Source organism: Pseudomonas sp. GL-R-26 (assembly GCF_019947365.1).
In the GTDB taxonomy this organism is placed as follows: Bacteria; Pseudomonadota; Gammaproteobacteria; order Pseudomonadales; family Pseudomonadaceae; genus Aquipseudomonas.
Genome location: NZ_JAGYGI010000009.1, coordinates 157,501 through 181,487, shown reverse-complemented (window position 1 = coordinate 181,487; position 23,987 = coordinate 157,501). Strand labels below are relative to the sequence as shown.

At 61.1% G+C, this 23,987-nt stretch carries 24 protein-coding genes and 3 pseudogenes; 12 read left to right on the top strand and 15 right to left on the bottom strand.

Going from position 1 to position 23,987, the window contains the following annotated elements:
* Nucleotides 1-8 precede the first annotated feature (8 nt).
* Complete coding sequence (locus KGA96_RS12080) at nucleotides 9-863, bottom strand: LysR family transcriptional regulator (RefSeq protein WP_223512963.1); 855 nt, start codon at nucleotides 861-863, stop codon at nucleotides 9-11.
* 112 nt (nucleotides 864-975) lie between these two features.
* Here KGA96_RS12080 and KGA96_RS12075 point away from each other — a divergent pair, with 112 nt between their 5' ends.
* Nucleotides 976-1,401: a VOC family protein gene (locus KGA96_RS12075; RefSeq protein ID WP_046037214.1), complete on the top strand. Its 426-nt coding sequence runs from the start codon at nucleotides 976-978 to the stop codon at nucleotides 1,399-1,401.
* Nucleotides 1,402-1,532: 131 nt separating this feature from the next.
* On the opposite strand, the gene KGA96_RS12070 is transcribed toward KGA96_RS12075, so the two are convergent.
* From KGA96_RS12070 to KGA96_RS12045, 6 genes are all read right to left on the bottom strand, one after another.
* A complete protein-coding gene (locus KGA96_RS12070) occupies nucleotides 1,533-2,114 on the bottom strand; it encodes a GGDEF domain-containing protein (RefSeq protein WP_223512962.1) in 582 nt (193 codons plus the stop codon).
* A 74-nt stretch (nucleotides 2,115-2,188) separates the two neighbouring features.
* On the bottom strand, nucleotides 2,189-2,770 hold the full coding sequence (locus KGA96_RS12065) for a hypothetical protein (protein ID WP_223512959.1): 582 nt from the start codon (nucleotides 2,768-2,770) through the stop codon (nucleotides 2,189-2,191).
* A 1-nt stretch (nucleotide 2,771) separates the two neighbouring features.
* Complete coding sequence (locus KGA96_RS12060; RefSeq protein WP_223512956.1) at nucleotides 2,772-4,940, bottom strand: xanthine dehydrogenase family protein molybdopterin-binding subunit; 2,169 nt, start codon at nucleotides 4,938-4,940, stop codon at nucleotides 2,772-2,774.
* 7 nt (nucleotides 4,941-4,947) lie between these two features.
* Nucleotides 4,948-5,403 carry a (2Fe-2S)-binding protein gene (locus tag KGA96_RS12055; RefSeq protein WP_046037219.1) on the bottom strand — a complete coding sequence of 152 codons (456 nt, stop codon included), beginning with the start codon at nucleotides 5,401-5,403 and terminating at the stop codon, nucleotides 4,948-4,950.
* A 171-nt stretch (nucleotides 5,404-5,574) separates the two neighbouring features.
* Nucleotides 5,575-6,729: an NnrS family protein gene (locus KGA96_RS12050; protein WP_223512953.1), complete on the bottom strand. Its 1,155-nt coding sequence runs from the start codon at nucleotides 6,727-6,729 to the stop codon at nucleotides 5,575-5,577.
* Nucleotides 6,729-6,977 (bottom strand): hypothetical protein, encoded by a 249-nt coding sequence (locus tag KGA96_RS12045; RefSeq protein WP_046037222.1) that lies wholly within the window; start codon nucleotides 6,975-6,977, stop codon nucleotides 6,729-6,731. The genes KGA96_RS12050 and KGA96_RS12045 overlap by 1 nt, the downstream gene beginning before the upstream one ends.
* 266 nt (nucleotides 6,978-7,243) lie before the next feature.
* Here KGA96_RS12045 and KGA96_RS12040 point away from each other — a divergent pair, with 266 nt between their 5' ends.
* Both KGA96_RS12040 and KGA96_RS12035 read left to right on the top strand, forming a co-directional pair.
* Entirely contained in the window at nucleotides 7,244-7,747 is a 504-nt protein-coding gene (locus tag KGA96_RS12040) for a VOC family protein (protein WP_223467253.1), read from the top strand.
* Nucleotides 7,748-7,780: 33 nt separating this feature from the next.
* Complete coding sequence (locus KGA96_RS12035; RefSeq protein WP_046037224.1) at nucleotides 7,781-8,614, top strand: AraC family transcriptional regulator; 834 nt, start codon at nucleotides 7,781-7,783, stop codon at nucleotides 8,612-8,614.
* Between the two features lie 196 nt (nucleotides 8,615-8,810).
* Here KGA96_RS12035 and KGA96_RS12030 read toward each other — a convergent pair whose 3' ends face one another.
* Nucleotides 8,811-9,398, bottom strand: a complete 588-nt coding sequence (locus tag KGA96_RS12030) for a LysE family translocator (protein WP_046037225.1) — start codon at nucleotides 9,396-9,398, stop codon at nucleotides 8,811-8,813.
* A gap of 86 nt (nucleotides 9,399-9,484) precedes the next feature.
* Nucleotides 9,485-10,816 carry a PLP-dependent aminotransferase family protein gene (locus KGA96_RS12025; protein WP_223512951.1) on the bottom strand — a complete coding sequence of 444 codons (1,332 nt, stop codon included), beginning with the start codon at nucleotides 10,814-10,816 and terminating at the stop codon, nucleotides 9,485-9,487.
* A gap of 89 nt (nucleotides 10,817-10,905) precedes the next feature.
* On the opposite strand from KGA96_RS12025, the gene KGA96_RS12020 reads away from it, so the two are divergent.
* From KGA96_RS12020 to KGA96_RS12000, 5 genes are all read left to right on the top strand, one after another.
* Nucleotides 10,906-11,802, top strand: coding sequence for a DMT family transporter (locus KGA96_RS12020; RefSeq protein ID WP_223467260.1), 897 nt, complete (start codon nucleotides 10,906-10,908; stop codon nucleotides 11,800-11,802).
* 91 nt (nucleotides 11,803-11,893) lie between these two features.
* Nucleotides 11,894-12,514, top strand: a complete 621-nt coding sequence (locus tag KGA96_RS12015) for a LysE family translocator (protein ID WP_223467262.1) — start codon at nucleotides 11,894-11,896, stop codon at nucleotides 12,512-12,514.
* 82 nt (nucleotides 12,515-12,596) lie between these two features.
* Entirely contained in the window at nucleotides 12,597-13,679 is a 1,083-nt protein-coding gene (locus tag KGA96_RS12010; protein WP_046037230.1) for a bifunctional transcriptional activator/DNA repair enzyme AdaA, read from the top strand.
* A gap of 35 nt (nucleotides 13,680-13,714) precedes the next feature.
* Nucleotides 13,715-14,527 (top strand): isocitrate lyase/phosphoenolpyruvate mutase family protein, encoded by an 813-nt coding sequence (locus KGA96_RS12005; RefSeq protein ID WP_046037231.1) that lies wholly within the window; start codon nucleotides 13,715-13,717, stop codon nucleotides 14,525-14,527.
* A 4-nt stretch (nucleotides 14,528-14,531) separates the two neighbouring features.
* Complete coding sequence (locus KGA96_RS12000) at nucleotides 14,532-15,149, top strand: DNA-3-methyladenine glycosylase family protein (RefSeq protein ID WP_046037232.1); 618 nt, start codon at nucleotides 14,532-14,534, stop codon at nucleotides 15,147-15,149.
* Between the two features lie 121 nt (nucleotides 15,150-15,270).
* On the opposite strand, the pseudogene KGA96_RS11995 reads toward KGA96_RS12000, so the two are convergent.
* Nucleotides 15,271-16,071: pseudogene (locus tag KGA96_RS11995) on the bottom strand (extracellular solute-binding protein); the annotation flags it as partial.
* A gap of 16 nt (nucleotides 16,072-16,087) precedes the next feature.
* Nucleotides 16,088-16,502: pseudogene (locus tag KGA96_RS11990) on the bottom strand (agmatine deiminase family protein); the annotation flags it as partial.
* Between the two features lie 55 nt (nucleotides 16,503-16,557).
* Here KGA96_RS11990 and KGA96_RS29895 point away from each other — a divergent pair.
* Nucleotides 16,558-16,887 (top strand): annotated as a pseudogene (locus tag KGA96_RS29895) (substrate-binding domain-containing protein); the annotation flags it as partial.
* A 174-nt stretch (nucleotides 16,888-17,061) separates the two neighbouring features.
* On the opposite strand, the gene KGA96_RS11980 reads toward KGA96_RS29895, so the two are convergent.
* Both KGA96_RS11980 and KGA96_RS11975 read right to left on the bottom strand, forming a co-directional pair.
* Entirely contained in the window at nucleotides 17,062-17,418 is a 357-nt protein-coding gene (locus KGA96_RS11980; RefSeq protein ID WP_046037233.1) for a type II toxin-antitoxin system RelE/ParE family toxin, read from the bottom strand.
* Nucleotides 17,419-17,432: 14 nt separating this feature from the next.
* Complete coding sequence (locus tag KGA96_RS11975; RefSeq protein ID WP_223512948.1) at nucleotides 17,433-17,681, bottom strand: type II toxin-antitoxin system Phd/YefM family antitoxin; 249 nt, start codon at nucleotides 17,679-17,681, stop codon at nucleotides 17,433-17,435.
* A 458-nt stretch (nucleotides 17,682-18,139) separates the two neighbouring features.
* Between KGA96_RS11975 and KGA96_RS11970 the strand changes: the two genes are divergently transcribed.
* Nucleotides 18,140-18,631, top strand: coding sequence for a GFA family protein (locus KGA96_RS11970; protein WP_223512945.1), 492 nt, complete (start codon nucleotides 18,140-18,142; stop codon nucleotides 18,629-18,631).
* 15 nt (nucleotides 18,632-18,646) lie between these two features.
* Here the strand turns inward: KGA96_RS11970 and KGA96_RS11965 are convergent, their stop codons facing one another.
* The gene (locus KGA96_RS11965) at nucleotides 18,647-19,255 is read right to left on the bottom strand and encodes a tRNA-(ms[2]io[6]A)-hydroxylase (RefSeq protein WP_223512942.1); all 609 of its coding nucleotides are present in this window, start codon (nucleotides 19,253-19,255) and stop codon (nucleotides 18,647-18,649) included.
* A gap of 162 nt (nucleotides 19,256-19,417) precedes the next feature.
* On the opposite strand from KGA96_RS11965, the gene KGA96_RS11960 reads away from it, so the two are divergent.
* Nucleotides 19,418-20,281, top strand: coding sequence for a universal stress protein (locus KGA96_RS11960; protein ID WP_223512940.1), 864 nt, complete (start codon nucleotides 19,418-19,420; stop codon nucleotides 20,279-20,281).
* A gap of 162 nt (nucleotides 20,282-20,443) precedes the next feature.
* Here KGA96_RS11960 and KGA96_RS11955 read toward each other — a convergent pair whose 3' ends face one another.
* Nucleotides 20,444-20,914: a DUF1289 domain-containing protein gene (locus tag KGA96_RS11955; RefSeq protein ID WP_056727706.1), complete on the bottom strand. Its 471-nt coding sequence runs from the start codon at nucleotides 20,912-20,914 to the stop codon at nucleotides 20,444-20,446.
* A 457-nt stretch (nucleotides 20,915-21,371) separates the two neighbouring features.
* Between KGA96_RS11955 and acnB the strand changes: the two genes are divergently transcribed.
* Complete coding sequence (gene acnB, locus KGA96_RS11950) at nucleotides 21,372-23,972, top strand: bifunctional aconitate hydratase 2/2-methylisocitrate dehydratase (protein WP_046037240.1); 2,601 nt, start codon at nucleotides 21,372-21,374, stop codon at nucleotides 23,970-23,972.
* Nucleotides 23,973-23,987 lie beyond the last annotated feature (15 nt).

The window sequence follows — 23,987 nt, the reverse complement described above, 5'->3', positions numbered from 1 at the left end:
ACCCTGTGTTAAGTCAGACAGTTCGCAAACAACCGCTGAATCGGCTGATTACGCTGGCTGTAACGCTGCAACAAGACAATCTCTCGAAAGAAGGTCAACTCGCCCAAACGGATCACCCTGACCTTCGCCCCATGCTCCAGCCACAACCCGGCCTCCGGCAACAGGGAAACACCCAAGCCACACTCGACCATTTTCACAATCGCCTCCAGTTCATCCAGCTCCAGCGCGACCTGCACCTCGATCTGCCGTTCCCGCAGAAACCGCGTCACCAGCCGCCCGCCGAACGAATTGCGGTCGTAGCGCACGTGTGGGTGCTCGGCGAGCAGTTGCAGCGGATCATCGCCGTCAAGGTCCGCCGGTACGATCAGCACGAAGGGCTCGCGGCGAATCACCTGCGCGGACAACTCCTTGGGCAACTCAAACGGCGGCTTGATCAGGATCGCCAGGTCCACTTCTCCCGTGTCTACCTGGCTCAGCAAGTTCAGTGACACCCCGGGCACCAGCTTGGGTTCCAGCAAAGGCGCCTGTTGGCGCAATTTCAACAATGCCTGGGGCAGCAGCCCGGTCTGGGCGGTGGCCACTGCGCCGATTTTCAGTTCGCCACGGTACTCGCTGACATCGTCACTGACGGCCATGCGGCTGAAGGTCTCGAGCATTTCCCTGGCCATCGGCAACGCACGCTGCCCCGCCGCATTGAGCAGCGCCTGACGCCCCGTGCGGTCGAACAGACGGATGCCGAGGGCTTGCTCCAGATTGCGAATCTGTGCACTGACCGCCGACTGCGTCAGGCCGATATGCATGCCGGCTGCGGCGAATGTTCCGTAACGCGCCACCGCGATAAAGGTTTTCAGTTCTCGCAGCATGGCGGCCTCGATTGATCGAAATAATTTGAGCTCGACGCAAAAATTATCGTCTTTCAATCAAAAAGCACAGGGCTAAACTCGACACATTCCCACCCACACAGAGGTTCGCCTGATGCAACTGTCCCCTTTTCACCTGGCCATTCCGGTCTACGACTTGCCGGCCGCCCGACATTTCTATGGTTCAGTGTTTGGCCTGGAAGAAGGTCGTTCCAGCGACCATTGGGTGGATTTCAATTTCTTCGGCCATCAACTGGTGATTCACCTGGCACCGAAAAAACCTGCACAAGAAGCCGCGCACACCAATGCCGTGGATGGTCACGATGTGCCGGTGCCGCATTTTGGCGTGGTGCTCGGGATGGCCGAGTGGGAAGCGTTGGCCGAGCGATTGAAGTCACTGGGGACGCGCTTCGTGATTGAGCCAGGGATTCGCTTTCAGGGGCTGGCGGGTGAACAGGCGACGATGTTTCTGTTTGATCCTTGCGGGAATGCGCTGGAGTTCAAGGCGTTCAAGGACATTGGGCAGTTGTTTGCCAAATAGGTGGTGTCTGTCAGGACGCTTTCGTCGGATCGCCGCCCGGAGCAGGCTCGCTCCCACAGTGGATTTGTGGCGTTCACAAAACCTGTAGGAGCGAGCCTGCTCGCGAAGAGGCCCGCCAACACAACACCGCCCTAACGGCTCATCATAAGCTCGGCCTCCTCCAGCAGTTCCTCGATTGAGTCATGAACAATGGAGTCATACTCGACCTGGGTAACACTGAACCGAATGTCATAACTGCAATGCGCCGCAGCGTTGCGCTCATCGAGTATCTCATTGAGCCGTGCCTTGATCGCCGCAATCTCCACCACGCTGGAACCGGTCAGCAGCGCCACGAACCGGTCGCCTTCGAGTCGGCCGACCACATCGTTTTCACGAAACCCGATCCGCAGGACATCGGCGAACGTCTTGAGCGCATCGTCACCCTTGGCCCGGCCATACAGATAGCAGATGAGTTTGAATTCATCGAGGCTGAAGTACAGCAGCGTCGCCGGGGTCTCCAGTTGCCGGCAGGCGTCCAGCCCAAGTTGGGCCAGTGCGGTGAAGCCGTGGCGATTGGACAGCAGCGTCAGCTCGTCCATGCTCGCCATCTGCACGCCTGCCAGCTCTTGCTCGGCCTGGCGAGACAGTTCGCGCAGACGTTCACGTTCCTGCTGTGGCGTAAGCAATGGGTTGGCTGATCGGCCCGATTTGCCTGTTTTGCCTGAGATCAACATCGTTCACTCCTTTGGCAGGTATGCACGTTAGAGTCGCCCGTACCCACATTGACTCCCTGTAAGCGTGCCGCTGGTCAGCTACCCGCCACCGGGCACGGTCCTCCCGCATCGGCCCAGCGCTTGAACTGGGTGACGAAGACATCGTGGGGTACCGGCACCGGCGCGCGATTGCCGCCAGGGTTCCAGCCCCACAGCACCAGCTTGTCGTCGCTGACGTGCTTGATCAGTGCGGCAAAATCCCGATCGCCGTTGCTGGAGCGATCCTTGATCATCGCGCACAGCCGGTCGGCGGGCAGGCCGATCCAGGCCATCCGGTGCGCGGCCGGTGGCAAACTCCAGTGCGGCGCACCCGGTGGCGCGTGGGGGCCGTAACTGGCAGGCGGATTGCTTTGCCCATGGCAGGTAGCACAGGGCAGCCCCGCCGAGCCCTTGCCGTCCATGCCCCGCACGACATTCATGGCGTGGGGTACGCCGGCATCGAATTGCAGCGGCGAATCCCCGGGAATGTGGCAGTTCTGGCAACGAGGGCTCTGGAAGACCTTCTGCACAGTGTCGAACGCCTGCAAGGCCTCGCGGTCATCGGCGAACACGTGGGATGCGTAGGCGACGAGAAGGACCAGGATCACCGCCCCAAGCAACCAGTGATGTCGTTTCATTTCACACCCCCGATAGCTGCAAGGGCAGCTCCCGCAGGCGCTGCCCGGTCAAGGCAAACACCGCGTTGGCCACCGCCGGCGCCATGGGTGGCACACCGGCCTCGCCGATACCACCGGGTTTGTCGCTGCTGGGCACGATATGCACTTCGACCACCGGCATTTCGTTGAGCCGCAGCACCCGATAGTCGTGGTAGTTGGACTGCACCACCTGCCCGTCCTTGAGCGTCAGCTTGCTGTGCAAGGCGAAGCTGAGGCCAAAGGTGATGCACGACTCCATCTGCGCGGCGATGCTCTGTGGATTGACCGCGATGCCGCAGTCCACAGCGCACACCACCCGATGCACACGAATGGCGAGGTTGTCCTGGGACACCTCGGCCACCTGGGCCACGTAGCTGCCGAACGACTCATGCACCGCCACACCCAACGCATGGCCGTCCGGCAGTGGCGCCGTCCAGTTGGCCTTCTCCACCGCGAGGTTCAGCACACCGAGGTGGCGCGGATGATCCTTGAGCAAGGTGCGCCGATATTCCACCGGATCCTTGCCGGCCGCCGTGGCCAGCTCATCGATCAGCGATTCCATGACAAACGCAGTGTGGGTGTGCCCCACCGAACGCAGCCACAACACGCTGATGCCGGTTTTCGGTGAGTGCAGTTCGATCTGGTGATTGGCCAGTCCTTCGAAGTAAGGGCTGTCGGCCACGCCTTCGACGGACGTCTTGTCGATGCCGTCCTTGACCATGCTCGCTTCGAGCGAGGTCCCGGCCATGATCGACTGCCCGACCATCACATGTTTCCAGGCCAGCGGCAGGCCGTCGGCGCCCAGCCCGATCCGCGCATGGTGCAGGAACGCCGAGCGGTAATAGCCGCCGCGGATGTCGTCTTCCCGCGCCCACACGGTTTTCACCGGTGCACCGGCGGCCTTGGCGACATACACCGCTTCGCTGACGAAGTCCGACGTCGGATTGGCCCGGCGCCCGAAGCCGCCGCCGAGAAACTCAGTATGGATCACCACCTGTTCCGGTTTGAGCCCGGTGATTTTCCCGGCGACCATTTGGTCCAGGGTCTGAAACTGAGTGCCGGTCCAGATTTCGCACTTGTCCTGGGTGATGCTCACCGTGCAGTTCAGCGGCTCCATCGGCGCATGGGCCAGGTAAGGCACACTGTATTCAGCATCGATCTTCTTGACCGCTTTCGCCAGCGCAGCCTGGGTATCGCCCGCCTGACCGGCGTTCAGGCCGGGGGTGGTGGCGAGCTTGCGGAAGTTTTCCAGCAACGTCTGGCTATTGAGTCCGGCGTTCGGCCCCGGATTCCACTCGATTTTCAGTGCATCGCGCCCCAGTTTCGCCGCCCAGAAATGATCGGCAATCACCGCGATGCCGGTCGGCACTTGCACCACTTTGTGCACGCCCGGAATCGCCAGCGCTTCGGCGCCTTCAAAGGATTTGACGCTACCGCCGAAGGTCGGCGAACGGGCGACCATCGCGGTCATCAGCCCGTCAAACTGCACGTCCATGCCGAATTTCGCCCGGCCAGTGATTTTCTCCGGCGTGTCCAGACGCTTGGTGGGTTTGCCGATCAGCCGCCAGTCCTTTGCGTCCTTGAGTATGATCGAAGCCGGGTCTGGCCGTGGCAATTGCCCGGCATCATCGGCCAACTCGCCATAGGTGGCACGGTGTTCACCGGCAATGACCACCCCCGATTCGGTATGAATCTCGGAGGGCGCGACGTTGAAACGCTTGGCCGCCGCGTCGATCAACATCAGGCGCGCCGCTGCGCCGGCCTGGCGATAGCGGTCGAACTCCATCCAGGTCGAGGTCGAGCCGCCGGTGATCTGCATCCCGCCAAAGCCTGGCAGGCCGTAATCGGTGGCCGAAGCAGGGGAATGCTCGACGCGGATTTTCGTCCAGTCAGCGTCCAGTTCTTCGGCAATCAGCATGGTCAGGCCGGTCCAGATGCCCTGGCCCATTTCCGAGTGGCCGAGCAACACGGTGACGCTGTTGTCGTTGCCAATGCGCAGGAAGGCATTGGGTGCAAACACGTTGCCCTGGTTCTCCGCGCCCATGGCGAAACGGTGGGCACCGGGCATGGCAAACGCCACCACCAATCCACCACCCAGCACGGCACTGCCCTTGAGAAAACCACGGCGCGATAACGCGTTGATGCTGTTCATGGCCACCTCAACCCAGCTCGGCAGCGCGTTTGACCGCCGCGCGGATCCGCGGGTAAGTGCCGCAACGGCATATGTTGCCGGACAGCGCCTGATCGATGTCGCTGTCGGTCGGTTGCGGAATTTTCGCCAGCAAGGCCGCCGCCGACATGATCTGCCCAGACTGGCAGTAGCCACACTGAACCACGTCAAGTTCCGCCCAGGCCTGTTGGACCGGGTGCGAACCGTCTGCGGAAAGGCCTTCGATGGTGAGTATCTTCTGTCCATCAGCCACGGCCGTGGCCGGTGTGATGCACGAGCGCAGCGGTGCGCCATCGACGTGCACGGTGCAGGCCCCGCATTGGGCGATGCCACAGCCGAACTTGGTGCCGGTGAGGTGGGCGACATCGCGCAAGACCCAGAGCAGCGGCATGTCGGCGGGGACATCCAGCTCCTGATCCTGGCCATTGATGTTCAGGGTGAGCATGGCGCGGTTCCTCAGACTCAGGGTGATCTGAAGGGGCGTCGCTGCGGCCTTGTAAACCTGCGCGCGCCTCGGGCTATCCCTTCAGCTAAGCGCAAATTTTCCGACAGGCCGGGGCGCATCGACCACCGGTCATGAAAAAGCCGCCTCGAAGGGCGGCCCTGAAGGTCTTCGCTAGAGCCTCGGCCCCAATAAAATGCCGGTGTAGCGCCAGACAAAAACACCGAAAGCGCTACACCACAGCAACGCCGACAGCGCCAGACCCTGACCGGAAAACGGCACCAGCCACACTCGACACACACCCGCCAGTAGCAACAGGGCAAACCCCGCAACAACCGCCTTTGACGGCTGCAACAAGCGCCCGGTATGCCCCAGGCTGACCCGGGCGATCATCGCCAGAACCAACCCGCCGATACCGCCGACGGCCAGTGAATGGGTGGCCAGGCTTTGCTGCGGCATCCAGCCCAGGTGCCACAGCGCCATGGCCAGCGTCGCCACCGCGAGCCAGGCGTAGGCCAGGTACAGCGACCACAGCAGCGGCACCCGCCACAGGCCACGATCATGCCAGCGCCACAATCGCAGCAGATGCAAAACGCTGATCAACGCAAACATTAGCGCCAGCCAAACCTGTGGGGCGTCATTCAATCCGGCGGCAAAAGACACCGCCGCCAGCATGGCGCTGATCAGCAACACCTTGCCCGGCAACGGATGGGCCGCAGGCGCTGCGGGCCGGTTCAAGCCGCGCTGGATAAAGAACGGAATCACCCGTCCGCCGATCACGCTCATCAGCGCGCCCACCAGCCACAAGGCGGCCAGCACACCATGGCGTTGCAGATTGGCGTCATCAACGGCGAACCCGAGCAACGTCAACGCCTGACACCCGGCCAGCAGCATCACCATCAACAGAATCGGATAATTCTCGCGCTTGCCCGCAGCCAGCAGATCGCCCCCCAACGCCCACGCCAGCAACGGCAGAAACGGAACCTGCAAGGCCAGCAACAAGGGCGCCGGTATCGGCAGGAACCAGGCCAGCCGTGCCAGTAGCCACACCAGCACCAGACCGATCAGCGGCCAGCCCTTGAGCCCCGACCGACCGGTCCAGTTGGGCACCGCCGTCAGCAGGAACCCGGCAATGATGGCCGTGGCAAATCCGAAAGGCATTTCATGTCGATGCCAGGCGAGCATGCCGCCCACCGGTTGCGCACCCGGCAAGCGGCCGTACAGCCACAAGGCCCAGATCGCGATGGCGAGGGCCGCGAACCCGGCCCCGGCCAGAAAGAAGGGTCGAAAGCCCAGGCTGAAGAGCGGTGCAGCCGCCAGTTTGCGCATCAAGCCACCACTCGGGCCGGGAATTGGCTCAGGCGATACTGCGAAAGCAGACGCATGACATAGCCGATTTTCAACAGGGTCGGACCGAGAATGGTCAGGGCGTGCATGGTCACCAGCACGGTGATCGCCAGATGGCCGTCGTAGAGATAGGCACCGTAAATGCCGGCCAGCAGCATCGCCAGCCCCGCGCCGAGCACACGGCTCGACCATTGAAGAACGTTCTGAGGGTTGCTGAAGATGTCGAACATTGTGCGTACTCCTGAAGGCGTTCAGTTGTACGTTTACCTCTTCAAGTCCCGTGCCAGGTTTTTACCCCTTTAGATCCAAGCGCTTGCGCATATACGAGTCATAAAGACACACCACAAAAATAGTCTGTTTGACTCTATATAAAGTCATTTTGACTACAGCGACGCTACCCTGCGGCAATTTTCTCGATCTACGGTACGGCCAGACGACCAGAGGCTGACTACGCTGAAAGTCCGGAACATGCGTTACCTGCAGAGGAGCTGGCACCATGCTACGCGTACAAAAACTCACGCCCTGCCTGTGGTTCGACGATCAGGCCGAAGAGGCGGCGAAATTCTATTGCTCGATCTTCGACCACTCGAAAATCACTGCCATCACTCATTACGGCCACGCCGGATTCGAGTTCCACGGCCGGCCCGAGGGTTCGGTCATGACCGTCAGCTTCGAACTCGACGGACAGAGTTTCACCGGCCTCAACGGCGGACCGCTGTTCACGTTCAGCGAGGCAGTTTCGTTTCAGGTCAATTGCCTGAGCCAGGAAGAAGTCGATCATTACTGGGGCAACCTGTCGGCCGGTGGCGCGCCCGAAGCCCAGCAATGCGGTTGGCTCAGGGACAAGTTCGGGCTGTCGTGGCAGATCGTCCCCGTCGCGATGATGGACATGATCAAGGACCCCGACACGAAGAAATCCCAACGGGCCATGCAGGCGATGATGCAGATGAAAAAACTCGATATTGCCGTACTGCAACGAGCCTTTGACGGCGAGAGCTAATACACTCGGGCGCTGACCTGCCGAGGAGTGAGCATGAAGCACGCCGTTGCCAAGAACGCCGACAAGGCCCCGCGCTTCTGGCGCGATGATGCCCTGCCCTTCATCGAAGCCCGCTCCATCGCCGACGGGCGCGAAGTCTGCTACACCCGGCACGCCCACGAGCACTTTTCCATCGGGGCGATCACCGCCGGGCGCAGCACTTATCTGCATGAGCAGTCGGCGTTCGAGGTCGACGTCGGCACGGTGGTGCTGATGAACCCCGGTGACGTCCACGCCTGCAACCCGATCGAAGACCAACCCTGGTCGTATTTGATGCTGTACGTCGATACGCCGTGGCTGACCGATTTGCAGCATCAACTCGGCTTCAGCGATGACGCGGCGTTTCGCCGTTTTTCCCTGACCCACACCCGGGACGCCCAGCTGTTTGCCGGCCTCGCGGGCTTGTATGAGGTGTTGGTCGATCCACAGCAAGACGTGCTGCGCAAACACAGCGTGGCCGTGGAGTTCTTTACCGATGTGCAGCTACGACTCAACCCGGCCGACCCGCCGCTGCGTGAACCCAACTTCAAGCTGGAGCGCGCGGCCGACTACATCCGCGACCACTGCACGCAAACCCTCAGGCTCGAAGACATTTGCGAAGCGGCGCAACTGTCGCCGTCCTACCTGATCCGCGCCTTCAAACAGCATTACGGCATGACGCCCCACGCATTCCTGGTGAACCGGCGCATCCAGTTCGCCCAGGATCAATTGCGCAACGGCAAGCTGATCGCGGATGTGGCACTGGAAGCAGGGTTCGCCGATCAGGCGCATTTTCAACGGGCGTTCAAACAGCATTTGGCGGCAACACCGGGGCAGTATCGGGGGTGAGCCTGTGGTTTTGGCTGAATCGGTGGTTTGGATAGATCTGTGGCGAGGGAGCTTGCTCCCGCCCGGCGGCGAAGCCGTCGCAAAACCTGCATGCAAGATTTGCCTGAAGGAAAGCGGGGGCCGCTTCGCAGCCCAGCGGGAGCAAGCTCCCTCGCCACAAAAGCTGTAACTTCACCACAAAACCTGGTGACTGCCGTTAGGGCAACAACAAGTACACCGCACTCACCACCAGCAACAACGCCATGGCGCGATTGAACAGGCGCATACCCGCCGGGTTGTTCAGAAAACCGCGCAAAAACGTCCCGGCATACGCCCAACATCCGACCGACGCATAGCAGATCACCAGATAAATCGCGGCGAACTGCCAGACCAGGCGCGCCTCGCCATCGGCGACAAACGCGCCCATGCCGGCCACACAGGCCAGCCAGGCCTTCGGATTGAGCCATTGCATGATGGCGCCATACAGCATCGACGGCGCCTTGGCCGATTCACTGGCCTGCACCTGCCCATTGTCGGCCGCCAGCTTGAAGGCCATGTACAACAGAAAGGCCACCCCCGCCCATTGCACCACCTGGGTCAGCGCTGGCCACCGTTGCAACAACTCATGCAGGCCCAGCCCCATCAGCACCAAAAGCAGGACAAATCCCAGGGTGGCCCCAGCCACATGACGCTGGCTGGCCCGGAAACCAAACCGTGCGCCGGAGCTCAACGCCACGATATTGACTGGCCCCGGCGTGATGGAAGCGACCAGCGCAAACGCCGCCATGGAGATCATCAGACTCATTGCACACCTTCTTCCATCGAATTGAACAAGGCCCTCAAGGTAAAGAGCCGAGCGATTCGCGTATTGAAGAAAACTGCCCTGCAGCGCTACGAGTAATAGCCGACGACGTTTTTAACCTTACCCAGGGCAACCCGCAGCGAATCCATGTCCACGGAGCCCAGCGCCAGGCGTATCGCGTGCGGCACATGGGCCGAAACCGCAAAGGGTTCGGCCGGCGACACCGACACCTGCTCGCGCATCAATGCCATGGCGATCTGGTCGGCCCGGGCGTCTTCCGCCAACGGCAGCCAGATGAAATAGGAGTTCGGGTGACTGATGGTCCTGAGCCCCGCCAGTACCTCGCGGGCCAAAGCTTGCCGGGCCCGGGCGTCCGCGCGTTTTTGCTCCTCCAGTTGGCTGACGGTGCCGTCGTCGAGCCAGGCCGTGACGATGGCGGTCATCACGCCCGGGGTGTTCCAGGTGGTCGCCATGATCGTGCGCTCGCAGGCGGCGACCCATTGCGCGGGTGCGGCGATGAAGCCAACACGCAGCCCGGTGGCGACATTCTTCGACAGACCGGACACGTACACCGTCCTCTCCGGCGCCAGCTCGGCCAGCGGTGGCGGGACGTTTTCGGCCAGGAACGCGTAGGCGGCGTCCTCGATGATCGTCAGGTCATGCCGGCGCGCAATCGCCACCAACTGCTCGCGCTGATCGAGGTCCATCACCCAGCCCAAAGGGTTGTGCAAGGTCGGCATCGAGTAGACGGCCCGTACCGAACGGCTGCGGCAGAACTTATCCAGGGCGGGCAGATCAGGCCCGGTATCCGTGACCGGAATCGGCAATATTTCCAGATGCAGGGTTTCGGCCAGCGTCTTGAAACCGGGATAGGTCAGCGCATCGGCGGCGATCACATCGCCGGGCTTGAGCAGCGTCATCATCGCCACCGCCAGGCCATGCTGGGCACCGCTGACGATCAATACCTGTTCGGCCGGCACGTTCAGCCCGCGGTCAAGCAGATGACGCGCGACCGAGGCCCGCTCGTGCAGGCGTCCCGCGTGGGGCTGATAGCGCAGGAGCGATTCCAGGTCGCCGGACAAGGCCAGCTGACGCAAGGCCGTGCGCAACAGGTCGGCCTGACCGGGCAAGGACGGGTAGTTGAAATTCAGGTCGATCATCCCCGCCGCCACCACGTGCTGCGAGATGCCCTGCCCCGGCGGCAACGAGGTTTCCCTGACAAAGGTCCCGCGTCCGGTTTCGCCGCTGACCAGGCCCATGCCCTCCAGCTCGGCATACACCCGGCTGGCGGTGACCAGTGCCAGACCGTGCTCGGTGGCCAGTTGCCGGTGAGTCGGCAGGCGCGTGCCGGGCGGCAAACGACCGGAGCGGATGTCGGCGGCAAAGGCATCCACCAGGGTCTTGTAACGGGATCGAGGCATGTCGAGATGTATCCATGACAATTTTTTGATTGTATCGATAGTCGCTCATAGGATGAGTTTCGTGCAATCAGACAATGAGCGTGAGCCAAATGGAACGGACCTCGAACCTGCAACACCGGACGCTGGAAAACAGCACCAGCGGTTGGATCAACGGCCTGATCGGCGTGGTGATCTTCAGCGGCTCGCTGCCGGCGACGCGGGTGGCGGTGCTGGAGTTTGACCCGGTGTTCCTGACCGTCGCGCGCGCAACCATCGCGGCGGTCCTGGCGCTGTGCCTGCTGTGGTTATTCAAGGAAAAACGCCCGGCGCGCCAGCAACTGATACCGCTGATGATCGTAGCCCTGGGCGTGGTCATCGGCTTTCCCCTGTTGACCGCGCTGGCGCTGCAATACGTGACGTCCGCGCACTCCATCGTCTTCGTCGGCCTGTTGCCCCTGGCGACGGCGGTGTTCGGCGTCCTGCGCGGCGGCGAGCGGCCACGGGCGGCGTTCTGGATTTTCTCGGTGCTGGGCAGCCTGCTGGTGGTCGGCTTTGCCCTGTCCCAAGGGCTGACCGCCTCCCCCCAAGGCGACATCCTGATGCTGCTGGCCATCCTCGCCTGCGGCCTGGGTTATGCCGAAGGCGCGAAACTATCGCGCACGCTGGGTGGCTGGCAGGTGATCAGCTGGGCGCTGGTGCTGTCGCTGCCGGTCGTGGCAGTGCTCAGCTGGATGCGCATGCCGGCGTCGTTCACCGGCATCACCACGCCGGCGTGGTTCAGCCTGGCTTACGTCTCACTGTTCAGCATGCTGATCGGTTTCGTGTTCTGGTATCGCGGCCTGGCCCAAGGGGGCATCGCCGCCGTCGGGCAATTACAACTGCTTCAGCCGTTTTTCGGGCTGACCCTGGCCGCCACCCTGCTGCATGAACATGTCAGCGTAGGCATGCTGGGTGTCACCGTCGCCGTGATCCTCTGCGTGGCCGGGGCGAAAAAGTTCGCCAGATAGCCCCGTGTACGGTGGTTTTCGCCCATGACTGTATGGGTCTGGCCAAGGGTGAGCCGTGATAAAAATAGCGCTATTGCTACAGGAGCCCACCATGGACCTCGCCACCCTCACCCTGTTTCTGCCAGCCTGCTTTGCCCTCAACATGGCACCCGGCCCCAACAACCTGCTGTCGGTCAGCAATTCGACCCGCTATGGCTACCGCACCGCGTGTGTGGCCGGCATCGGCCGGTTGCTGGCGTTCGCCGGGATGATTGCCCTGGCCTCGGCGGGGCTGGCGGTGGTGTTGCAAACCTCTGAGCTGCTGTTCTACGCGATCAAGATCCTCGGCGCGGCCTACCTGTTCTACCTCGCCTGGCAATTGTGGCGCGCCGATGCGGGTGTCGAAAACCTTGTCACCACTGCCCCCGTGGGCACGCTGGCGTTGGCCCGGCAGGAGTTTCTGGTCGCGGCCGGCAATCCCAAGGCCATCCTGATCTTCACCGCGTTCCTGCCACAGTTCGTCGACTCGACCCACGCCATCGGGCCGCAGTTCGTGGTGTTGGGCGCGCTGTTTCTGGTGCTGGAATGGATCGCCATCGGCGCCTACGCCTACATGGGCCTGCACATGCGCCGCTGGTTCGCCAGGCCGTCGGGCAAGCGGATATTCAACCGTTGCTGTGCAGGCTTACTGTCAGCAGCGGCTTCGGTACTGCTGATGGCCAGACGCGCTTGATCCTACGGATCATTGTGAAAATCGGAAATTCGCTGTCGATTTTCCGGTGGAGGCCATCCATAACGCGATCTATGCTGCGCCCATGAACCTACAAAAAACGCTGCTTCCGCCCCGTGCCGAGATGGTTCGCGCCATGCTCGAGCGAGACACCTCCTACGAGGGGGTGTTCTTCACGGCGGTCAAGACCACAGGCATCTTCTGCCGCCCCGGTTGCACCGCCCGCAGCCCGAAGCCGGAAAATGTCGAGTTCTTTGCCAACGCCGAACAATGCCTGGCGGCGGGCTATCGCGCCTGTCTGCGCTGCAAACCACTGGACACCGCCGCCAGCGCGCCGGACTGGGTGCAGACACTCTTCAGATCGGTAGACGCCGACCCGGAGCAGCGCTGGACCGACGCCCAACTACTGGCCCAAGGTATCGAACCACTGAAACTGCGTCGCTGGTTCAAGCAGCATTTCGGCATGACCTTCCACGCCTGGCTGCGCGCCCGACGCCTGGGCATGGCGCTGAACGGGATCAGACAGGGCGACTCCATCGACGACGTCGCCTTCGATTCCGGCTACGAATCCCTGAGCGGTTTTCGCGATGCCTTTCAGAAATCCTTTCACATCACCCCGGGCCGCGCGGCCAACAGCGAGCCGCTGTTGTTCACGCGCCTGACCACGCCGCTGGGGCCGATGATCGCCATGGCCGAACGGCGTGGGCTGGTGCTGCTGGAGTTTCTCGACCAGGCCTCGCTGAACCCTGCGGTCGAAGCGCTGCAAAACCGTTTCGGTTATGCCGTGGCGCCGGGGCACAACGCGCATTTGCAGCAGATCGAAGCGCAATTGTCCGCGTACTTCGCCGGCACGCTCACTGAATTCAGCGTGGCCTTGCACATGCCCGGCAGCGAGTTCTCCCGCCGGGTCTGGGCCGAACTGGCGAAAATCCCCTACGGCCGGACCACCACCTACGGCGCCATCGCGGCGAGCCTGGGCAAGCCCGGTGCCAGCCGGGCGGTGGGCCTGGCCAACGGGCATAACCGCTTATCGATTGTCGTGCCCTGCCACCGGGTGATCGGCGCCGACGGCTCGTTGACCGGCTACGCTGGAGGCCAGCCGCGCAAGGCGTTTCTGCTCAGGCTGGAAAACGCCGCGGTGCAGCTCACGGAGCAGCTGGCATTCTGATCCCCCCACAGTTTTTTCATAAGGAAGGAAACTCGATGGACAGGCTCGACAATCAACTGCACCAACTGCATCAAGAAGGTTTGCTGATCCTCACCAACGTCGCCGATGCCGCCGGGGCGCGGCTGGTGGAGCAACTGGGTAACAAGGCCGTGGCCACCAGCAGCGCGGCGGTGGCCTGGGTGCATGGCTATCCGGACGGCAACACCCTGCCCCTTGAGCGTCTGGTTTCGACGGTCGAGTCGATTGCCCGGGTCATTTCGGTGCCGCTGACCGTGGACATCGAAGCCGGTTATTCCGATGACCTGGAACGGGTGGCCCTGGTGGTTGATGCGGTAATCGCCGCCGGCGCTGTCGGGATCAACATCGAAGACGGTTCCTCGCCGCCGGAGTTGCTGGTACGCAAGATTGAGATCGCGCGCCAGGTGGCCGATCGACGCAACGTGAACCTGTTTATCAATGCGCGCACCGATGTTTATCTGCGGGGTCTGGTGCCCGCCGAAGATCGCGTCGCCGAAACCCTCAAGCGCGCTGCGCTGTATCAGGCGGCCGGTGCCAATGGCCTGTTTGCCGCCGGCGTTACCGCGGAGTACGAGATCAAGGCGCTGTGCCAGGGCACCTCCCTGCCACTGAATGTGCTGGGGTTCCCGGGCCTGCCATCCCCCGAAGCGCTTGAGGCACTCGGTGTACGCCGCCTGACTGCGGGTTCGGGCATCGCCGAGTTCCTCTACGGCGCCATGGCCGGCATCGCCAAAAGCTTTCTGCAAACCGGCCGGTTCGATAGCCACGACCTGAAGGCGTTGACCTATGGCGAAGTGAACGCCCTGTTGAAACCGTCCGGGAAAGCCTGAGCCCATGGCCGACGACTATCGGGCGGCCAGTGCCTTCCTGGCCGCCATCGATGACAACTGGCGCCGCCACATCGACGCCATCGGCCCGTGCCTGCACCAACCCCATGCGGCCCGTGATCCGTATGAGTCGCTGGTGCGGGCGATTGCCTATCAACAACTGCACGCCAAGGCCGGCGATGCGATTGTCGGCCGGTTGCTGGCGCTGTTCGGTTCGGATTCGTTTCCCCGGCCTGAACAGATCGTCGCCACGGATTTCGACCGACTGCGCAGTTGCGGGTTTTCCGCGAGCAAGATCGCGACCATCCAGGGCATCGCGCAAGCCTCGCTGGACGGCGTAGTGCCGGATTACGCCACGGCGCTGGCCATGGACGATGAAGCGCTGATCGAACGCCTGATCACTTTGCGCGGCGTGGGTCGCTGGACCGTGGAGATGCTGCTGATCTACAGCCTGGAACGCCCGGATATCCTGCCGGCCGATGATTTTGGCGTGCGTGAGGGTTATCGACGGCTCAAGGGGCTGGAGGTGCAGCCGACGCGCAAGCAGATGATCGAGATTGGGTTGGCGTGGAGCCCTTACCGGACGGTGGCATCCTGGTATTTGTGGCGGGTGCCCAACCGGTAGACCGCGTTATCGTTCATCGCAGGCAAGCCAGCTCCCACAGGTCTTATGTCGAACACAAAACCTGTGGGAGCGGGCTTGCCCGCGAAGGCTTCAGCCCAGCCAATACATCACCCGAAGCTAGTTACAACCCCGACTTCAACCGACTGAACGCCCTGATCAACGCCCGGTTGAACACCTTGCCGTTGTCGTTCTTGCTGTACAGCGAAGCCCTGACCGCAGCCGTCGGATACGTCCCCGGATCATTTCGAATCGCCGGGTCGACCAGGCCGTCCGCCGCCGTGATCGCATTGGCGTAATGGATGGTGTCGGTGATCGGCGCGATCACTTCCGGAGTCATCAGGTAATCCATCAACGCCAGGCCAGCCTTCGGGTGCGGCGCGTCCTTGGGAATGACCATGGCGTCGAACCAGATCAACGTGCCCTCCTTCGGAATCCGGTACTTGAGCGAATACGGCTTGCCCGCCGCCTCGGCCTGGCCCGCGGCGATGGCCACGTTGCCGTTCCACGACATCGCCACGCAGGTGTTGCCGTTGGCCAGGTCGCTGATGTTCAGGTCGTTGTCGAAGTAGCGAATGTACGGACGAATCTTCGCCAGTTGCTGCTCGGCCAGCTTCAGGTCATCGAGGCTCTGGCGGTTGATGTCCAGGCCCATGTACTTCATGACCGCCGCAAACACTTCATTGGGATCGTTGAGCAGGCTGACCCCGCAATCGGCAAATTTCGCGACCACGGCCGGGTTGAACAGCATCGCCCAACTGTCGGTCGGCGCGTCGGGCAGGCGCTGTTTGACGGCCTGCTCCTGATAACCCACGCCCGTGGTGCCCCAAGCGTAGATTCCGGCATAGCGGTTGCCCGGATCGAACACCGCCATGTGCTGGCGGAACTCCTCGCCGACCCCGGCGAAATGCGGCAGTTGCTGCTTGGTTCGGTGGTCAGGAGCTGCCCTGGCCGTCGCTCTGGATGCCGCCCAGTTCGGCGATCAACGGGGCGCGATAGTGATCGAAGCGTTCGATTTCGAGGATCTTGCTGGCGACCTGGTCGTCCTTGTCCTACGGGTAGTACAGGCCGCCGCAGGCGTGGAATTCGAAGTCGACGCCGCACACTTCGCTGCTCTGGTCATTGACCACGAAGCACGGCCCGCTGTCGCGGAACCAGGTGTCATTGCAGGTCATTTCCACCACGCGCACTTGCGGCGGTGACGATCTGCACCCAGACTTTTTGTGCCGGCTTGGCACCGTTGCGCCAGACGTCGGTGCGCTCCGGCCAGCCGAGCCGGCAACCGGACTTGGCTTCGAATTCGCCGGGCAGACGGAAACCGTCCTGTTTGGGAGTGGTGTCGAGCAAGCGGGCCATGGTCAAACCTCTTCAACGGGGATTGGAATGACCACAGGCTAAGGGCGTTGGCGACCATTGCCACAAAACCGGCGTCGAAATCAGAGCCGACTGGGTAATTACCAGCCATTTCGATGTGCCGTCCGGCCATGAAGCCGGTTTGAAATTACACAGTGGTCCAGATCGTCCAACCGCCGTTTTTTCTGTCAATGACTTCCTCGCCATCGGGCTGATGGGCGCGGCGCGAGCTTGCAACTTGGTCACGGGAAGTGATTTGGCCGTAGTTGGTTTCAACGACACGGCGCTTGCCGCGCAACTTCCCATCCCTGGTTGTTCGCACCAGTTCCGACTTCAAACAGAATTAACAAGCAGTCCGTTTAGAGGCACTGCGCCAGGCAGTTCATGACCCGGTGCCGCAACTGGCCAGCGCAAATAGATAGCAGGTGCGCGAACGTGCTGTCGGTACCAAGACAGGAAAGAAAGGGGGAGATTGACGCAGGATCGATCCCAACACTTAAGCGCCGGGACAGAAGCTACGCAGCATGCTCATGGCGCGATACGTCAGAGCTGGCAAGCGATATCACGCCGGGGGCTGGTACATGCTGAGCAAACAGTAACGGACGAGTGCGTCCTGAACGCTCTGCTTGCCTCCCAAAACCAGACTTACGGCAATAGCCTGATCCGCCTCGAAAATCTCGTAGAGGACGCGGTAGCCTTCTGTGTTGAGTTCACGGTATTGCATGACACCCAGCTCGCTCAGTTGAGGACTTACGGGGTAACCATAGGGTGCGGACAAGAGCTTGTCCCCGATGTCGTCAATGACGGAGTAAACCCGCTTTTCGGCGGATTGAAGACCGTTAAAGGCGGCCAGATATTCGATCTGGTCTTCGATGCATTGTTGAGCGATTTCGGTGAAGCGGACTGTGAACTTATTCATTGAATCTCCTGTTTTTATTTGTGGGCAAATCTCCTGCTCAAACGGGCTTTCAGTTCATCAGACGAACAGTGTTTACCTTGGGCATACTCGCGCGAACTGATTGCGAGCATTTTCACCAGGGCGATTGCTTCGTCACGGCGCTTACGCTCAACGTAAGACTCCACAACATAGGCAGGAACACCGTTTTGTGTGACGACCATTGGCTCATCAAGAGGCAGGTCAGATGCGTGTTTTTTCAAAAAGCTGATCGTTTCGACTCTCATGAGTGGAAACCTCCATCCTGGGGACGCCGGATATACCGCGCCTACATGAAACAGATCTGGACGAAACCCCACCCAGAACCTTTAGACGGCACACAAAGTGACCGTCTGCGACCATTGTACACCAAATTCAGACCAAATCAAGACCTAAAACGAACTTTATTCTTTATTTTTTGTCAATTTATTTTTTTATAATCCGACTTTCGGTGAAAAATGACTACTGCAAAGTCGCCCTACGACCTATTTGGGTAGCCCCGTTGCCGAGACAGCAGCGCTTCAACAAGACTCCAGTCGAATGCAGTCTTGTTGCTGCCCATCACCTTCCCTTTTGGACCATGACATACACCCGCACCCGGCGCATGTTGAATCCTCAACCGGAGGACGACGCGATTCTGGTGCCGGTCGAATAGCCCTGACGGTCTAGGCTGTCCAGGGTAAGTTCAGGACAGCCGGAGGCTCCCATGCAACTCGAAGGTTCCTGCCATTGCGGCGCGGTGTCGTTCAGTCTGACCTGCGCCCACCCCTACCCTTACCAGCGCTGCTACTGCTCGATCTGCCGCAAGACCCAGGGCGGTGGTGGCTATGCGATCAACCTCGGTGGCGATGCCGCCAGCCTCAAGGTTCGCGGACGCAAGCACATCGCGATTTACCATGCGCGACTCAAGGAAGACGGCGACAAACGCGCCCACAGCAGCACCGCCGAACGGCATTTCTGCTCGGTCTGCGGCTCGGGTCTGTGGTTGTTCAGTCCGCAGTGGCCGGAGTTGATTCATCCGTTCGCCTCGGCCATCGATACCCCGCTGCCGGTGCCGCCAGAGCATACGCACCTGATGCTGGGTTCGAAGGCGACGTGGGTTGAGGTCCAGGCGCAACCAAGGGATAAACAGTTCGATGTGTACCCCGAAGAGTCCATCGCCCAATGGCATGAACGGTTGGGTTTGAGCCGTCCATGACTGGGTATTGCGGGATTACGCCGCTTCCGGCACACCGCTGTGAAACCGGAACTCCACGTCCGGCGACTCGATCAGTTCCTGCTCGGCGGCGCGGACCCTGTCGATCACCTGGGCGATGTCCTTGGCGTCGCCGTACTGGTAGGCCAGTTTCAGGTAACCCTGGAAATGCCGGGCCTCGCTCTTGAGCAGACCGAAGTAGAACTTGCCCAGTTCTTCGTCCAGATGCGGCACCAGCGCCTCGAAACGCTCGCAACTGCGGGCCTCGATGAACGCGCCCACCACCAGGGTGTCCACCAGCTTCACCGGCTCGTGACTGCGTACCACCTTGCGCAGCCCCGACGCATAGCGCCCGGCGGACAGCTGGCGCAGCTCGATCTTGCGTCGTTTCATCAGGCGCATGACCTGTTCGTGGTGCACCAGCTCTTCCCGGGCCAGGCGCGACATCATGTTGATCAGATCGACGTGGGAGTGATACTTGGCGATCAGGCTCAACGCGGTGCTGGCAGCCTTGAATTCGCAGTTCTTGTGGTCGATCAGCAGGGTTTCCTGATCGGCCAGCGCGGCCTGGATCCAGCCGTCGGGGGTGCGGCAGCCAAGGAACTCGTGAATTTCGGGAAGGATCATGGGGCTCACGGAAAAATAGGTTCAAAACGAAGGGCGCCGATTATACCGGCCTGCCCGCAGACCACCAGTCGCCAACCGTTGATATGCATCAAGTCCCCGAATTGCAGACAGCAACTATAGTTGTGCAACGCCGTGCTTTTTTATTTTCAGGAGATACCGCACATGCAAGCCGTTCGCAGCATTCTGGTGGTCATCGAACCCTCACCGGATGAGAGCCTGGCCCTGGCCCGCGCCAAATTGATCGCCTGCAAGACCCAGGCGCACTTGCACCTGCTGGTCTGTGACAAGAAGCATGATCACTCCGAACACCTCAGGGCGCTCAAGGAAGAGCTGCTGGAAATCGGCTACAGCGTCACCACCGAGCAGGCGTGGCGCGACACCCTGCATGACACTATCGTCGACGTTCAGCAGGCCGAAGGCTGCGGGCTGGTGGTCAAGCAGCACTTTCCCGACAGCGCGTTGAAAAAGGCCCTGTTGACCCCGGATGACTGGAAGCTGCTGCGCAGCTGTCCGGCGCCTGTGCTGCTGGTCAAGACCTCCGGTTCCTGGCAAGACAAAGTGATCCTGGCGGCCATCGACGTGGGCAACGCCGACGACGAACATCGCCACCTGCACAACACCATCATCGATCATGGCTATGACATCGCCGGCCTGGCCAAGGCCCACCTGCATGTGATCTGCGCCCACCCGTCGCCCATGCTGTCGGCGGCCGACCCGACGTTTCAACTCAGCGAAACCATCCAGGCGCGCTATCGCGAACAGTGCAAGGCGTTCCAGGCGGAATTCGACATCGACGATGATCACCTGCACATCGAGGAAGGCCCGGCGGACGTGTTGATTCCGTTCATGGTGCACAAGCTGCAGGCGGCAGTGACGGTGATCGGTACCGTGGCACGTAGCGGGTTGTCAGGGGCGTTGATCGGCAATACGGCGGAAGTGGTGCTCGATTCGGTCGAGAGCGACGTGCTGGTGCTCAAGCCGATGGAAGTGGCGGATCATCTTGAGGAGATTGCCGACAAGCATTGAAGCCGAACATGCTTTTGTGGCGAGGGGGCTTGTCGGACCGCCGCACCGCCCCGTTCGGCTGCGAAGCAGTCGCAATACTTGGTGGCACGGTGGGTCAGTAAGAATGTTAGGGGCCGCTTCGCGACCCAACGGGGGCAAGCCCCCTCGCCACATATCAGCGGCTCAGCCGCCAAAGGCATCTTTCAGGAACCCCGGCGCAATGTAGCGCTGGTAATGGGCTTCGGAGAGCAGGAAAAACTCCCGATCAATGGCATCGCGCAATTCCGGCAGGTTCCACTCGCGAAACTCCGGCAGCAACACCATCCCGTAGGCTTCCAGGTTGTTGATCACCCGTGCCCCCCTGGCAATCAGCTGGTAGGCCCAGCAATATTCCGACTGATGAGGCACGAAGCGGATCTTGCGCTGCTCCAGCTGCATTCGGAGCAGTGCCGGATCGAAAATTTCCACCTTGGCGGCCATCACCTGCGACAGCAACTGCTCAAGACGCAGCCATACCGCGCGCTTTTCTTCCTCGTTGTAACCGTTCCAGTGGATCACTTCGTGGTGGAAACGCTTGCAGCCACGGCACACCAAGTCACCGTAAACAGTGGAACAGAGGCCGACGCAGGGTGTCTTGATGGTCTGATTGGGCATAGATAGGCAAAACGCGAAAAAGCAGAACAGGCCGGCATGTTAGCCCTTTGTCGGCCATTGATCACCCCTCAAAGTTCAGCGCCCATGGAGAATCGGGCTCTGCTGAGCGTCACCACCAAAGTCCAATAAACACTGACTTACCTTTAATTTTTTTTTGCCGTAGAATCAGCCTGCCTTTTTAGGCGCCAATGTCCGTTAGAAGCTGTTTTCAAAGCGTCACGAGCACAGTCGTTCCTTCAGAGCGGTGTTGGCGAGGGGTTTTTCCAGCGGGGAAAAGCCCAACGCCAACCCTCATCAGCTCCCGTTCTGCAGGCGTAAAACTTTGAAAGCAGCTTCTGTAAGGAATTGTCGGTAATTCTGGCTAAGTGGCTCAAAACGCCATGCAGCGCATGAGTACGGCAATTTCGGGATGAGCGTCCCGGACACCCATTTGGGACCACTGATGAGGGTAATAACTGTGCTTGAAGCCTACCGCAAACATATCGAAGAGCGCGCAGCACTGGGTATCGTTCCCCAGCCGCTAAACGCCGAACAAACTGCAGGCCTGGTCGAGCTGCTGAAAAATCCCCCGGCTGGCGAAGAAGCATTCCTCGTTGACCTGATCACCAATCGCGTTCCGCCTGGAGTGGACGAAGCAGCCTATGTAAAGGCCGGCTTCCTGTCCGCCATCGCCAAAGGCGAAGCCAAATCCCCCCTGATCGACAAGAAGCGCGCTGTTGAACTGCTCGGCACCATGCAGGGCGGCTACAACATCGTGACTCTGGTTAACCTGCTGGACGACGCCGAACTGGCTCCAGTAGCTGCCAAAGAACTCAAGCACACCCTGCTGATGTTCGACGCCTTCCACGACGTCGCTGAAAAAGCCAAGAACGGTAACGTTCACGCCCAAGGCGTGCTGCAATCCTGGGCTGACGGCGAGTGGTTCGTGAAGCGCCCGACCCTGGCCGACAAGATCAGCCTGCGCGTGTTCAAGGTCACCGGCGAAACCAACACCGACGACCTGTCCCCTGCCCCTGATGCCTGGTCCCGTCCAGACATCCCGCTGCACGCCCTGGCCATGCTGAAAATGGCTCGCGACGGCATCGTGCCTGACGCACAAGGCGTCACCGGTCCGATGAAGCAGATCGAAGAAATGCGCAACGCCGGCTTCCCTATCGCCTACGTCGGTGACGTGGTCGGTACCGGTTCTTCGCGTAAATCGGCCACCAACTCCGTACTGTGGTTCTTCGGCGACGACGTTCCTTATGTACCGAACAAGCGTGCCGGCGGTTTCTGCTTCGGCAGCAAGATCGCTCCGATCTTCTACAACACCATGGAAGATGCCGGCGCACTGCCAATCGAATTCGACGTTTCCAACATGCACATGGGCGACGTGATCGACCTGTACCCGCATGCTGGCAAAGTCTGCAAGCACGGCACCGACGAAGTCCTGACCACCTTCGAAATGAAGACTCCGGTCCTGTTGGACGAAGTTCGTGCTGGCGGCCGTATTCCGCTGATCATCGGCCGTGGCCTGACCGAGAAGGCTCGCACCGAGCTGGGTCTGCCACCTTCGACCCTGTTCAAGAAGCCTGAAGCACCGGCTGAAAGCACCAAGGGTTTCACCCTGGCGCAGAAAATGGTCGGCAAGGCTTGCGGCGTAACCGGCGTTCGTCCGGGCACCTACTGCGAACCGAAGATGACCACCGTGGGTTCCCAGGACACCACCGGTCCCATGACCCGTGACGAACTGAAAGACCTGGCGTGCCTGGGCTTCTCGACCGATCTGGTGATGCAGTCTTTCTGCCACACCGCGGCTTATCCAAAGCCGATCGACGTGACCACCCACCACACCCTGCCTGACTTCATCATGACCCGCGGCGGCGTTTCCCTGCGTCCGGGCGACGGCATCATCCACTCGTGGCTGAACCGCATGCTGCTGCCAGACACCGTCGGTACCGGTGGTGACTCCCACACCCGTTTCCCGATCGGCATCTCGTTCCCGGCCGGTTCCGGTCTGGTTGCGTTCGCCGCAGCCACCGGCGTCATGCCGCTGGACATGCCTGAGTCGATCCTGGTTCGCTTCAAAGGCGAACTGCAGCCAGGCGTCACCCTGCGTGACCTGGTTCACGCCATTCCTTACTACGCGATCCAGGCTGGCCTGCTGACCGTAGAGAAGAAAGGCAAGAAGAACGCCTTCTCCGGTCGCATCCTGGAGATCGAAGGTCTGCCTAAGCTGACCGTAGAGCAAGCGTTCGAACTGTCTGACGCCTCGGCTGAACGTTCGGCTGCCGGTTGCACCATCCAGCTGTCCAAAGAGTCGATTGCCGAATACCTGCAGTCCAACATCACTCTGCTGCGCTGGATGATCGGCGAAGGCTACGGCGATGCACGTACTCTGGAACGTCGCGCTCAAGCAATGGAAGCCTGGCTGGCCAACCCTGAGCTGCTGCAAGCGGACAAAGACGCTGAATACGCTGAAATCATCGAGATCGACCTGGCCGACATCAAAGAGCCTGTGCTCTGCGCGCCGAACGATCCGGACGACGCTCGCCTGCTCTCCAGCGTTGCTGGCGAGAAGATCGACGAAGTGTTCATCGGTTCGTGCATGACCAACATCGGTCACTTCCGCGCTGCCGGCAAGTTGCTGGAACAGGTCAAGGGTCAGCTGCCAACCCGTCTGTGGCTGTCGCCGCCGACCAAGATGGACGCTCACCAGCTGACCGAAGAAGGCTACTACGGCATCTACGGCAAGGCCGGCGCTCGTATGGAAATGCCGGGCTGCTCGCTGTGCATGGGTAACCAGGCACGTGTAGAGCCGAACTCGACTGTCGTGTCGACTTCGACCCGTAACTTCCCGAACCGTCTGGGTGACGGCGCGAACGTCTACCTGGCTTCGGCTGAACTGGCGTCCGTGGCTTCCATCCTGGGTCGCCTGCCGACCGTCGAGGAGTACATGGAATACGCTGGCAAGATCGACAGCATGGCGGCCGATGTCTACCGCTACCTGTCCTTCGACCAGATCGCCGAGTTCCGTGAAGCTGCTGCGAACGCCAACATCCCGGTCGTTCAAGCCTAACGTTGCAACGCAATG

Excerpts from the sequence above, each read along its gene's own strand:
- KGA96_RS11970 (WP_223512945.1), top strand. The coding sequence starts at position 18,140 with ATGCAACTCGAAGGTTCCTGCCATTGCGGCGCGGTGTCGTTCAGTCTG.
- KGA96_RS12070 (WP_223512962.1), bottom strand. The coding sequence starts at position 2,114 with ATGTTGATCTCAGGCAAAACAGGCAAATCGGGCCGATCAGCCAACCCA.
- KGA96_RS12055 (WP_046037219.1), bottom strand. The coding sequence starts at position 5,403 with ATGCTCACCCTGAACATCAATGGCCAGGATCAGGAGCTGGATGTCCCC.
- KGA96_RS12025 (WP_223512951.1), bottom strand. The coding sequence starts at position 10,816 with ATGCCTCGATCCCGTTACAAGACCCTGGTGGATGCCTTTGCCGCCGAC.
- KGA96_RS11955 (WP_056727706.1), bottom strand. The coding sequence starts at position 20,914 with ATGCCCAATCAGACCATCAAGACACCCTGCGTCGGCCTCTGTTCCACT.
- KGA96_RS12000 (WP_046037232.1), top strand. The coding sequence starts at position 14,532 with ATGGCCGACGACTATCGGGCGGCCAGTGCCTTCCTGGCCGCCATCGAT.
- KGA96_RS11965 (WP_223512942.1), bottom strand. The coding sequence starts at position 19,255 with ATGATCCTTCCCGAAATTCACGAGTTCCTTGGCTGCCGCACCCCCGAC.
- KGA96_RS12050 (WP_223512953.1), bottom strand. The coding sequence starts at position 6,729 with ATGCGCAAACTGGCGGCTGCACCGCTCTTCAGCCTGGGCTTTCGACCC.
- KGA96_RS12045 (WP_046037222.1), bottom strand. The coding sequence starts at position 6,977 with ATGTTCGACATCTTCAGCAACCCTCAGAACGTTCTTCAATGGTCGAGC.
- KGA96_RS12075 (WP_046037214.1), top strand. The coding sequence starts at position 976 with ATGCAACTGTCCCCTTTTCACCTGGCCATTCCGGTCTACGACTTGCCG.
- KGA96_RS12040 (WP_223467253.1), top strand. The coding sequence starts at position 7,244 with ATGCTACGCGTACAAAAACTCACGCCCTGCCTGTGGTTCGACGATCAG.
- KGA96_RS12005 (WP_046037231.1), top strand. The coding sequence starts at position 13,715 with ATGGACAGGCTCGACAATCAACTGCACCAACTGCATCAAGAAGGTTTG.
- KGA96_RS12010 (WP_046037230.1), top strand. The coding sequence starts at position 12,597 with ATGAACCTACAAAAAACGCTGCTTCCGCCCCGTGCCGAGATGGTTCGC.
- KGA96_RS11980 (WP_046037233.1), bottom strand. The coding sequence starts at position 17,418 with ATGAATAAGTTCACAGTCCGCTTCACCGAAATCGCTCAACAATGCATC.
- KGA96_RS12020 (WP_223467260.1), top strand. The coding sequence starts at position 10,906 with ATGGAACGGACCTCGAACCTGCAACACCGGACGCTGGAAAACAGCACC.
- KGA96_RS12060 (WP_223512956.1), bottom strand. The coding sequence starts at position 4,940 with ATGAACAGCATCAACGCGTTATCGCGCCGTGGTTTTCTCAAGGGCAGT.
- KGA96_RS11975 (WP_223512948.1), bottom strand. The coding sequence starts at position 17,681 with ATGAGAGTCGAAACGATCAGCTTTTTGAAAAAACACGCATCTGACCTG.
- KGA96_RS12030 (WP_046037225.1), bottom strand. The coding sequence starts at position 9,398 with ATGAGTCTGATGATCTCCATGGCGGCGTTTGCGCTGGTCGCTTCCATC.
- KGA96_RS12065 (WP_223512959.1), bottom strand. The coding sequence starts at position 2,770 with ATGAAACGACATCACTGGTTGCTTGGGGCGGTGATCCTGGTCCTTCTC.
- KGA96_RS11960 (WP_223512940.1), top strand. The coding sequence starts at position 19,418 with ATGCAAGCCGTTCGCAGCATTCTGGTGGTCATCGAACCCTCACCGGAT.
- KGA96_RS12035 (WP_046037224.1), top strand. The coding sequence starts at position 7,781 with ATGAAGCACGCCGTTGCCAAGAACGCCGACAAGGCCCCGCGCTTCTGG.
- KGA96_RS12080 (WP_223512963.1), bottom strand. The coding sequence starts at position 863 with ATGCTGCGAGAACTGAAAACCTTTATCGCGGTGGCGCGTTACGGAACA.
- KGA96_RS12015 (WP_223467262.1), top strand. The coding sequence starts at position 11,894 with ATGGACCTCGCCACCCTCACCCTGTTTCTGCCAGCCTGCTTTGCCCTC.